Annotated in this window: 9 protein-coding genes; 4 read left to right on the top strand and 5 right to left on the bottom strand. The window is 28.2% G+C overall.

Features of this window, described 5'->3' with window-relative positions:
- The first annotated feature begins 118 nt into the window (after positions 1 to 118).
- From mprF to HGAG_RS04750, 4 genes are all read left to right on the top strand, one after another.
- Positions 119 to 2,623: a bifunctional lysylphosphatidylglycerol flippase/synthetase MprF gene (gene mprF / locus HGAG_RS04765; protein WP_019118142.1), complete on the top strand. Its 2,505-nt coding sequence runs from the start codon at positions 119 to 121 to the stop codon at positions 2,621 to 2,623.
- 92 nt (positions 2,624 to 2,715) lie between these two features.
- Positions 2,716 to 3,234 (top strand): peptidylprolyl isomerase, encoded by a 519-nt coding sequence (locus HGAG_RS04760; RefSeq protein ID WP_019118141.1) that lies wholly within the window; start codon positions 2,716 to 2,718, stop codon positions 3,232 to 3,234.
- A 307-nt stretch (positions 3,235 to 3,541) separates the two neighbouring features.
- The gene (locus HGAG_RS04755; RefSeq protein WP_019118140.1) at positions 3,542 to 4,603 is read left to right on the top strand and encodes a guanine permease; all 1,062 of its coding nucleotides are present in this window, start codon (positions 3,542 to 3,544) and stop codon (positions 4,601 to 4,603) included.
- Between the two features lie 8 nt (positions 4,604 to 4,611).
- Positions 4,612 to 5,148: a phosphoribosyltransferase family protein gene (locus HGAG_RS04750; RefSeq protein ID WP_019118139.1), complete on the top strand. Its 537-nt coding sequence runs from the start codon at positions 4,612 to 4,614 to the stop codon at positions 5,146 to 5,148.
- A gap of 63 nt (positions 5,149 to 5,211) precedes the next feature.
- Here the strand turns inward: HGAG_RS04750 and HGAG_RS04745 are convergent, their stop codons facing one another.
- From HGAG_RS04745 to HGAG_RS04730, 5 genes are all read right to left on the bottom strand, one after another.
- Positions 5,212 to 5,769, bottom strand: coding sequence for a manganese efflux pump MntP (locus tag HGAG_RS04745; protein ID WP_019118138.1), 558 nt, complete (start codon positions 5,767 to 5,769; stop codon positions 5,212 to 5,214).
- A gap of 78 nt (positions 5,770 to 5,847) precedes the next feature.
- Complete coding sequence (locus tag HGAG_RS12025; RefSeq protein ID WP_244263839.1) at positions 5,848 to 6,438, bottom strand: S41 family peptidase; 591 nt, start codon at positions 6,436 to 6,438, stop codon at positions 5,848 to 5,850.
- An 8-nt stretch (positions 6,439 to 6,446) separates the two neighbouring features.
- Entirely contained in the window at positions 6,447 to 7,172 is a 726-nt protein-coding gene (locus tag HGAG_RS12020) for a S41 family peptidase (RefSeq protein WP_244263820.1), read from the bottom strand.
- A gap of 45 nt (positions 7,173 to 7,217) precedes the next feature.
- On the bottom strand, positions 7,218 to 7,781 hold the full coding sequence (gene mnmM, locus HGAG_RS04735; protein WP_019118137.1) for a tRNA 5-(aminomethyl)-2-thiouridylate-methyltransferase MnmM: 564 nt from the start codon (positions 7,779 to 7,781) through the stop codon (positions 7,218 to 7,220).
- Entirely contained in the window at positions 7,768 to 8,319 is a 552-nt protein-coding gene (locus HGAG_RS04730; protein WP_019118136.1) for an ImmA/IrrE family metallo-endopeptidase, read from the bottom strand. The genes mnmM and HGAG_RS04730 overlap by 14 nt, the downstream gene beginning before the upstream one ends.
- Positions 8,320 to 8,321 lie beyond the last annotated feature (2 nt).

Below are 8,321 nucleotides of genomic sequence, written 5' to 3'. Positions count from 1 at the left end.
ATAGCTTAATTTAGCTAAAAATTTGAAATAAAATACTTTCATTAAAAGGCGGGGAAGTCCCCGTCTTTTTTTTAAGAATATTATTGAAATTTTATTTAAAATTTAATGAGGAAATTAAATGAAAGAAAAATTGAGTAATTTTAAGGAAATATTTAAGAAAATATTTTTTACATCTGTATTAATTCTTGTAATTGTAGAATTTAGAAAAATATCCAAAGAAATAAAACTTGAAGATGTAAAATTTATTTTTTCTAGCTTATCGGTTATTACATTACTTTTTATGGGAATCTATGGAATTTTTGCTAATATTCCAGCAAGCTTGTATGATTTTATTTTGAATGAAGAGCTTGGAAATAATTATGATAAAAAATACATAGGAGAAACTGGATTTTGCATTAATAATTTTAATGATCTTTTGGGGCTTGGTGGATTTATTTCTATTGGACTTAGAACGGCTTTTTATGGTAAGGGACATGAAGCTACAAAGCTTGTGAAAAAAATCTTACAGCTTTTGGTATTTTTGCCATGTGGTTTATCGTTTTTTTCTATTATTTCCTTAATTTCTTTAATGTTTCACTCAAATCCAAATTTACAAAGTTATACGCTTTTGCTTGTTGGTGCAAGTTTGTATATTCCTTTTGTATTGGCTTTGTCTTTTTTGGGAAAGATTAAATTTTCTAGAAAAAATCAAATAAAATTATTTTTAATCTCAATTGCTGAATGGTTTGGAGTTATGAGTGCCTTTGTGGTTATTGGGTATTTAATGGGGATTAAATTTGATTTGCTTAGTTTATCAACTTTGGTTGTTGCGGCAAATATTGTAGGATATATTTCTATGATTCCTGGTGCCATCGGTTCTTTTGACCTTATAATTTTGTTTGCTTTAAAAAGTCAGGGTATAAATCAAGAATTGGCACTTGCTTGGATTCTTCTTTATAGAATGTTTTACTATATTGTTCCATTTTGCCTTGCTTTTGTATTTTTTACTAAAAATTTTACAATTGCTTTTCAATTTAAGGAATCTGCTTTTGTAAAAAGACTTTTCAAAAATATTATTTTGGTTTTGAATACTTTTTTATTGTATATTTTTGGACTTTTTATGATTTTGGCTGCAACTTTGCCAGATAAGGCTTATGGTGGAGGTCTTCTTACAAAATTAAATCCTATAAGAGCTTCGGCTATTTATCAGTTTCCATCTCTTCTTTTTGGATTTATATTTATAGTTATGGCAAGAGCTTATATTTCAAAACAGAAAAAATCTTTTCTTTTAAATACCATAATGTTAATTCTTGTATTTTGCTATACTTATATAACTGGTTATAGTTTATCTACTCTTATTTATATTTTTATAATGTTTGTAATTAATCTACTTACAAAAGATGAACTTTATACCAAACAATTTATTTATGCTAGCGAAGATAGGTTTATTGATTTACTTTTGACAAATTTTATGCTCATAGTTTATGTAGGGAAAATTTTGAAACGTGGCTCTATCATTGATGTGAATATTAGTGAGACTAATGATTTTATTCTGATTCCTTTTGAGTATAATTTTATTTCAATAATTGCTACAATATCAATAATTTATTTTATTGTTTATCTTTTGATTAGGAATTTGCAAGGCCCTAGGTTAAAAGTTGGGGAAAAATTTGATTATGATAGGTATATAAATTTACTTAAAAATCAGGGAGGTTCCAAAGAAGCTTTTCTCTCTTTTTTGGATGATAAGGATCTTTATTGGTTAAAAAATGATGAATATGATTTGGCTTGTCTTCAAATTAGGACAGTGGGCGATAAGGTAATTGTCATGGGAGATCCTATTGGAAATGAAAAATATTTTGATGAGCTTTTGGAAAAATTTATTTATGAAGCTGATGATTTGGGTTATAATATTGTTTTTTATGAAATAAATAAAGATATAACAATGAAAGTTCATGAATATGGTTTCAATTTTATGAAATTTGGGGAAAGTGCAAATGTAAATCTTGAACAATTTAATCTTGATGGCAAGAAAAAGAAAAATCTAAGAAAAACTATAAATAAACTTGGTAGAGATGGATATAGTTTTGAAATTTTGCAAGGACCTTTTGATGGAAAAACTATAAAAAGACTTCAAGAAATTTCTAATTCTTGGCTTGGAGAAGGCAAAGAAAAGGGATTTTCTTTGGGATTTTTTGACAAAGATTATTTGAATAGCGGAGATATTGCTGTAATAAAAAATCCTAATCAAAAAATAATTGCTTTTGCAAATTTATCGCCAATTTATGTAGAAAATTGGGCAACAGTTGACCTTATGCGTTATGAAGAAAATGTTGATGGCTTGATGGATTATTTGTTTATAAATATTTTCACATATTTGAAAGAAAATAATATAAAATATTTTGATCTTGGGATGGCTCCACTTTCAAATGTAGGAGTTATGAGACATTCGTTTTTGCAAGAGAGAATGGTATATACGATTTTTAAATTGGGAGATCATTTTTATTCTTTTGAAGGGCTCAAGGCTTATAAGGATAAGTATGCAAGTTTTTGGGAAGAAAAATATCTTTCCTATTCTAGGGGTTCATCTTTGATTTTTTCTGCAATGACCTTATTTTATGCTATAAATAAAAAGGCGAAATAATTTTGTGGCAAAATCAAGGACAATAGTATAATAAATTATGAATTTATACAGAAAATTAAATTCTAATAAAAATAATTTTAAAGGAGAAATAAATGGAAAATCCAATAGTTACATTTGAAATGGAAAATGGTGCAATCTTTAAAGCTGAATTATATCCAGAAATTGCTCCAAATACTGTAAATAATTTTATTTCATTAATAAAAAATAATTTTTATGATGGGCTAATTTTTCACAGGATTATAAAAGATTTTATGATTCAAGGAGGAGATCCACAAGGAAGTGGAATGGGTGGCCCTGGATATGCTATAAAAGGAGAATTTTCTTCAAATGGTTTTGAAAATAATCTGCTCCATGATAAAGGAGTTTTATCAATGGCAAGATCATTTATGCCAGATTCTGCAGGAAGTCAATTTTTTATAATGCACAAAAAAAGTCCACATCTTGACGGAGATTATGCAGGATTTGGAAAAATTATTGAGGGTATGGATGAAATTGACAAAATCGCAAATGTAAAAACAGATTATAATGACAGACCTCTTGAAGATGTAAAAATCAAAAAAGTTACAGTTGATACAAAGAGAATTGATTATCCTGAAGTTGAAAAAATGTAAATTTACGGCAGATTAATTTCTTACTTATAACGCATACAAATCCTCAAGCACGAATATCGGACTTCAAAAATTGTTGATTTCTAAATTTTAAAATTCTAAAATCGCAAACTCGCTAAAGCTCGAACAGTGCGATTTTGCACGAATTTTTAAATTTGAAATCAAAGCAATTTTTTCCGTATGATATTCTTAGCATGAGGATTTGAATACTTTATCAAAGATTTAAGGCAGATTAATTTCTGCCTTTTTTTATTTTCTAAATATGGTATAATTTTATTCGGATTTTTAAAATAAATTTTTAGGAGGTCTTATGACTTTTAATGACATTATGGCAGCCTTGGGGGTTGTAATTAATGGAATTCCCCAAGCACTTTTGGCACTTTCGGTAGGTTTTTCTGCATTTCCAACTTCGCTTGGTTTTGCTGTGGGAGTAGTTGCTTGTATGCTTTTGCAATCTCCAATTCCAATTTCTATGCAAGCTGAAACAATTGCCCTTGCAGGATCTTATGGCGATAATATTAGGGAAAGATTGTCGGTTGTATTTTGGGCAGGAATTATTATGTCCATACTTGGAATTACTGGAAGCTTAAATTTTATTGTTGATTTGGCTGGAGTTTATGTATTAAATGGAATGATGGCAGGAGTTGGATTGATTCTTGCAAAAATTGCAATTGATGGACTAAAACTTGAAACAAAAATGGTAAGTTTAATTTCTATAATTTCAGCCCTTATAACATATTTTGTTTCTGGAAGAAATCTTGTTTACACTATTATAATTTCTGTTGTTATTTCTTCAATTTATGCAAATATTATGAAAATGGAAATAGGAAAAGAGATTAAAAAAGAAGAAAGAAAACTTTCTATTAAAAAACCTATTTTAAATAAAAAAGTTATCAGAGGTTCTTTATCTCTTGCTTGCCTTACAATTGGTGCAAATATTGCCTTTGGAAATATTACAGCATCTCTTGGAGATGGAAATTTGACTGCAAATATTGATCATTTGACAGTTTATTCAGGTCTTGCTGATTCTATTTCTTCACTTTTTGGGGGAGCTCCAGTTGAGGCAATAATTTCTGCAACAGGAGCAAGCGATAATCCAATTAATTCTGGAATTTTGATGATGGCAATTCTTGGAGTAATAATGTTTATGGGATTTTTGCCAAAACTTGGAAAATATGTTCCAGGAGAATCAATCCACGGATTTTTATTTGTACTTGGCGCTCTTGTAACAGTTCCAACAAATGCAAATCTTGCTTTTGCAGGAGGAGGCGATACAATATTAGTTGCAGGTATAGCTATGGCAACAACTGCAGCAAGCGATCCTTTTATGGGACTTGTAGCAGGAGTAATTCTTAAATTTATAATTTTATAGGAGATTTTATGGATTATTATAAATTAAATGTGTGTGGAGTCGAAAGAAATTTGCCAATAATACAAATATCAGATAATTTAAAAATTGCATCATTTGTTTTATTGGGAGATACAGAGCTTGCAACAAAAGCAGGATATGAATTAAGTAAAAAAATTGATTGCGATATAATTCTTACAGCAGAAGCAAAAGGTATAGCCCTTGCACATGAAATTGCAAGAAATATTGGAGAAAAATCATTTGTAGTTGCAAGAAAATCACAAAAATCCTACATGGAAAATCCTGTAAGTGTAGAAGTAAAGTCAATTACAACAAAAAATACCCAAAAATTATTTTTGGATTTTAAAGATGTAGAAAAAATAAAAGGGAAGAAAGTAGCCCTAGTTGATGATGTAATTTCCACAGGAGAATCTATAAAAGCTTTAGAAAATCTTGTGAAAAAAGCAGGAGGAGAGGTTGTTCAAAAACTTGCGATTCTTGCAGAAGGAGATGCAGCTAATAGGGATGATATAATATTTTTAGAAAAACTTCCAATTTTTGAAATTTAAATATTAAAAAAATAAAAACTTCCAAGAAAAATGGAAGTTTTTTTAATTGCAAATAAAAAGCGCTTATTGTAAAAATAAGTGCTCAATTAGAATTTTTGTTCCTAATAAAATTAAAATTACTCCGCCAATAAGCTCTGAAATTTGTTTGCTTTTCATGCCCAATTTATTTCCTATTTTAAAGGCTATTGATGAGAGAATAAAGGTTGTGATTCCTATTATTGTGCTTGAAGAAAATATATTTACATTCAAAAATGCAAAGGAAACTCCAACTGCCATTGCATCAATGCTTGTTGCGATTCCAAGTGAAAATAAAGATTTTAAGCTTAAGCCGTGGCTTATTTTACAGCTTGCATCTTTTGATTCTCTTATCATTTGGAAGCCAATTATAAATAATAAAATAAAGGCAACCCAATGGTCAATTGCTTTGATTGAATTTGCAAAACTTGATGCTAGAAAATAACCAAGAATAGGCATAAGTGCTTGGAAAATTCCAAAACAAAGTCCAATGCTTAGGGTATTTTTTATGTTATTTTCTTTTATTTGAAGACCTTGACAAATGCTTGCTGCAAAAGCATCCATGCTAAGTCCGATAGCTAAAATTAAAATTGAAATAAGACTCATTGCTACTCCTTTTTTTCGGAAAAAATTTATCAACGAAGAAACTATACTTGATATTTTTATATAAGAAAATAGAAGGCCTTAGCCTTCTATTTCTATAATTTTTTGTATTATTGGTTGGTCTTTTATTTCATCAAATCTATTTGAATCTATATTTATGTCAGGATTTGTTTTTTCTATTTCGTTTATATATCCTGATTCAGTCACTCCGATTTCTTTTGAAAATCTCAATACATATCCAGAATTTGGCAAATCAATTTGCAAGGGGTCAGTTCCAATTCCATCTCCCTTGCTTTGGCTTCCTACAATTGTTGCAAGTTTTGTTTCTTTGCAAAAAGATGCTAGCATTTCTGCTGATGAAAATACTGACGAATCTATAAGAAGATAGATGTTTCCTTTAAATTTTATGGAATCTTCGCTTGGGCTTATTTTTGCAGGATAATTTGTGTAATAATCAAATTTTGAAAGTATCTGTTTTGTATCATTTGAAAAATTACTTGCATTTAAAAATTCGCTTACGCCTTCTTTGTATTTTTCTTGGCTTATTACTTTCTTATTTAAATCTCCTTTTTTGATAAAAGAATAATAACTTGTAGAATATGGCTTATCTATAATTTGTGGAAGAAGAAAATCTTGCCAATATCTAGAATCGCCACCAGTATTTCCTCTTATATCAATAACTAGAGCTTTTTTGTTTTTACTTTTTTTAGATAGGTTTTCAATTTTTTTCGGTCATAATTTGAATAATCATAATTTACCATTGAATTAATTTTTAAATATCCTATCTTATCATTTATATCTTTAGCTTCAATATTGTCTGTACGAATTTCGTTTGAATTTTCTGTTGCCTTTCCTAAAATATTATTATTTTTATTTATTTTAGCTTTTGTTTCATACTGGTTGTATTTCAAATAATCATTTATTTTTTTATTATCTAAATTGTATCTTCTTCTTACATTTTCCTTTTCATAAACATGGCTTATATAATGACGCCAATCATTTTCTGGCATTTTGTAGTAGGTTATATACATTTCAACTGCCTGATTTTGGTCAATTATTTGGGTGTGGTCGTTATTTAGCTCATACAAAATTTTATTCATTCTCAAGCCAAAGTCCACATCATTTTTGGAATTTTCTATATATTTTTTGAAGGTTTCTTTTTTTCCTAACCAGTCAATATTATTAATTTTCTTATTTATGTCAAAATAAGGATAATAAGTTTCTAAAATATTGTAGGCAAATTCAAAATCTTCTATATATTTATCCTTTGTCAAATCTTTCATCTTTTTTTCTTCCAAGCTTGGAAGATTTATTTTTTCAGCATTTTTTGGACTTGTAAAATTCAAAAAAGCCAAAATAAGTAAGAGTGAAATTATAGCAAAGGGAAAAAGTCTTCTTTTTTTCATCTAATTTATCCTTTCCTAATTAATTATAACAAATAAAAATTTCTTTCACACCTTTCTTATGGAAATAAGGAAGGGAGGATTGTTTATTTGATTATAAAAATTATATTTTATGACTTGAAATGTTTTTTGATCTAGATTTTTTAAAAATTCTCCCACATATTTTTCCTCATTTTTGCCTTCTTCATGACCTGGATAAAAAGTTATAAGAATAAGACCTTTTTCATTTAATAAATCCAAACAAGATTTTAGAGATTGTATCACAGACTTATGATTTGTTGTAATTGACTTATCTCCTTTTGGCAAAAATCCCAAATTATAGATAAAAAGGTCAATTTTTTCTTCTATATATTTTTCAATATTTTTGTGATCATCAAGGATAAATTTAAAATTATCCCTTTGACCTATAAGTTTTTCACATCTTTCTTGTGAAAGTTTTTGTATATCAAAAGCATACAAAATTTTGGGATTTTTCTTATCCAAAATAAATTTTGAATCCTTGCCGTTTCCTGCTGTCATATCGCAAGCTCTTATATTATTTTTCACCCTATTTTCTATCAAATAATGGGAAAGTTTTACCGGATTATTTATAATTTCATCAGTATATATCATGATTTCTTATATCCTTGCCGTTAATATCCTTAAAAAAATTAGGATCAGCTTCTTCTTTTTTTATATTCATGCCCATCCTATGCATCTCATTTAATTTAAAAATCATAAGATTTACATTCACATTATACATAGAGGCTAGTTGGTTGTAAGTATAGCCTGCTTTTACATCATTTATCAGTTCTTTTTCATCCAAAAGAAGATGAGCTGCAAAAATATTTGCACACAATTCCATTTCACTATTTATATCAAAAAGTTCATACTCAATCAGATTTTCATTTTTTGCCATATCTTTGTGATAAAGGTCATGGCCCAATTCGTGAGCAAAAACCATATTTTGAATTCTTTTGTCAACAAAGGGATTGTAAAAAACAAAAGAATTTCTTTTGATAATTTTATACATACCCAAAAGTTTTGTATTTTCCTTAAAAGCAATTATATTTACGCCCCTTTGAATTAAAATTTCTTTTGGATTTCTGCTGTCATATTTTTTAATTAATTTTTTTACATCATCAAAAATTTCATCGTATAAAAAAGACATAT

The organism is Anaerococcus obesiensis ph10 (assembly GCF_000311745.1).
GTDB classification, from domain to species: domain Bacteria; phylum Bacillota; class Clostridia; order Tissierellales; family Peptoniphilaceae; genus Anaerococcus; species Anaerococcus vaginalis.
Note: the sequence above shows the minus strand (reverse complement) of the source record. Positions and strands in the feature narration are given on the sequence as shown.